General features: G+C 50.2%; 1 protein-coding gene and 1 pseudogene. One reads left to right on the top strand and one right to left on the bottom strand.

Translation table 11 applies throughout. The features are described 5' to 3' along the window. Positions 1-36: 36 nt before the first annotated feature. Positions 37-2,058 carry a carbamoyl-phosphate synthase large subunit gene (gene carB / locus V3S16_RS06400; protein WP_413883840.1) on the bottom strand — a complete coding sequence of 674 codons (2,022 nt, stop codon included), beginning with the start codon at positions 2,056-2,058 and terminating at the stop codon, positions 37-39. Between the two features lie 276 nt (positions 2,059-2,334). Here carB and V3S16_RS06395 point away from each other — a divergent pair. Continuing rightward, positions 2,335-2,586, top strand: a pseudogene (locus V3S16_RS06395) (motility protein A); the annotation flags it as partial.

The raw sequence follows: 2,586 nt of genomic DNA, 5'->3' as shown, positions 1-2,586 counted from the left end.
GCCACCCCGGTAAGACAATAAATTTATAAAAGATTTTCAGCTGTTGGGCAATCGTTTCCTGCCGCGGCGCAACTCGCCCGCCCGCCCGGTGCCAATACCCTGTCCCCGGGGGGCCCCATTCAGCCCCCGGGGGTGCCGAGGGGCAATCAATCCCGCCTCCGCCGCCGGCGGCGCCCGAATGGGAGGCGGGCGCAAATTTGCCAATTGTGGCATACTCGGTGAAATTGGGATTCGCGGCCCGGGGTCCGGGTTGCAGTTGATCATGATCGCTTCGATCCCCAGTTTTTTTAAGGCCAGGATGCCGTGAACGCAACAGTAATCGAATTCTATGCCCTGGCCGATTCGATTGGGTCCGCCGCCGAGAATGATGACTTTCTTTTTATTCGAGGGTATGGACTCATTTTCCTGGTCATAGGTGGAATAATAATAGGGGGTAAAGGATTCAAATTCGGCGGCACAGGTATCAACGATCTTAAATGACGGCCGCATTTCGTTTTCTTTGCGTAAACTCCGAATCTCATGCTCTTCTTTTTCGGTCAGCAGGGCAATATGTTTATCGGAAAACCCCCACCGTTTTGCCGACCGCAGCGTTTCAGGTGAGATAAAATTTCGTTCTTTGGATTCAGCCGCAATTTTGGATTCGAATACGACCAGTTGTTTCAGATTCTCAAGGAACCAAATATCGATTCGGGTTATTTGCGAAATTTCTTGCGGAGATACGCCGGTGGTCAGCGCCTGCCAGATTTTCATTATTCGATCCGGTGTTCCGAAGCGCATATCATCCAACAACTCTTCTCTGGTCATCCGTTCGTATGAATTATTGCCGTTGGCATGAAAACCGAACCATCCGTTTTCAAGCGACCGCAGGGTTTTGTTTAGCGCTTCCTTAAAAATCCTGCCGATTCCCATGGCTTCACCAACCGATTTCATCTGGGACGTCAGGCGCTTGTCATTTTCAGGAAACTTTTCAAAGTCCCAGCGGGGGATCTTAACGACCACGTAATCGATGGCCGGTTCAAAACAGGCCGGCGTTTTACGGGTAATATCATTGGGAATTTCATCCAGATGGTACCCGACAGCAAGTTTAGCCGCAATCTTAGCGATCGGAAAACCGGTTGCTTTGGATGCCAGGGCGGAGCTGCGTGAAACCCGTGGGTTCATTTCGATGACCACCATCTCCCCGGTTTCCGGATTGAGCGCGAACTGAATATTTGCGCCGCCGGTTTCAACACCAATCTTGGTTACGATTTTTTTGGCGGCATCGCGCATGGCCTGGAATTCAACATCGGTCAAGGTTTGGGCGGGGGCCACCGTAATGCTGTCGCCGGTATGAATGCCCATGGGATCAAAATTTTCAATGGAACACACAATCACGAAATTATCCGCGGCGTCCCGCATGACTTCCAGTTCGTATTCCTTCCAGCCCAGCACAGACTTTTCGATGAGTATTTGCGTAACCGGACTGGCACTTAGTCCCCAGTGGGCGGCTTGGGTAAATTCCTCTTGGTTGTAAACGACATTACCTCCGATACCGCCAAGGGTGAAAGCGGGGCGGATGATAAGCGGAAAGCCGATATCACCCGACAGCGCCTCGGCTTCTTCAACCGTACGTACGCAACCGCCCTGAGGAACTTTCAGCCCGATATCCCGCATGGCATTGCGGAAAAGCTCGCGGTCCTCAGCCAACCGGATCGTCTCAAGTGTTGCTCCGATTAGCTCGACACCGTATTCGTCCAAAACGCCGCTCTCGGCCAATTCAACCGCGAGATTAAGACTTGTTTGCCCGCCCATGGTCGGCAGCAAGGCGTCAGGGCGTTCTTTTTCGATGATCCGGGTAACGGCCTCGGCATGCAAAGGTTCAATGTAGGTTCTGTCTGAAAATTCAGGGTCCGTCATTATAGTGGCCGGGTTGCTGTTGATCAGGATGACGATAAAGCCTTCTTCGCGCAGTGCCTTGCAGGCCTGGGTCCCTGAATAATCAAACTCACAGGCCTGGCCGATGACAATCGGACCGGATCCAATGACGAGAATTCGTTTTAGATCTTTTCGTTTAGGCATGGAATTGTTTTTCCATTCACCAGGTTTAAAACCTTCGCCTTTTAGGCGAACAGCTTTAGCATCATGAAGATTTGCGGTTTAAGGTTCAAGGTTGAAAGGTTCAGAGGTTCAGGGTTGAAAGATTCAACGTTGAACGCAGAACCCAGAACGCAGAACCCAGAACGCAGAACCCAGAACGGTGAAACTAATTCGTCCAAGCACTTTTCGACTGACTTTCAGTCGGAACAGAAATCTACCTATTTTAGCAGGTAATGGTTTAATTTTTAAGGAGATTTTATGGATATCGCAACCATTGTAGGTGTTATTTCGGCATTCGGCCTTGTACTTATGGCCATCTTCATGGGTGGCGGGTTAAACATCTTTATCAACGTGCCGGCGTTAATGATTGTTGTCGGCGGCACTATGGGGGTGACAATGATTAATTATCCCCTAAAAGAAGTGCTGGGAGTTTTAAAGGTCGTTCGCAAAGCGCTTTTTTCCAGAACTATTGCGGTTAAAGAACTCATCGAGCGGTTTATCAACTTTGCC

Source organism: Candidatus Desulfatibia sp. (assembly GCF_036446775.1).
Lineage (GTDB): Bacteria > Desulfobacterota > Desulfobacteria > Desulfobacterales > UBA11574 > Desulfatibia_A.
This window is presented reverse-complemented; position numbering and strand designations above follow the sequence as displayed.

What these genes read in the sequence shown, in the direction of transcription:
- carB (WP_413883840.1), bottom strand. Translation starts at nt 2,058, where the DNA reads ATGCCTAAACGAAAAGATCTAAAACGAATTCTCGTCATTGGATCCGGT.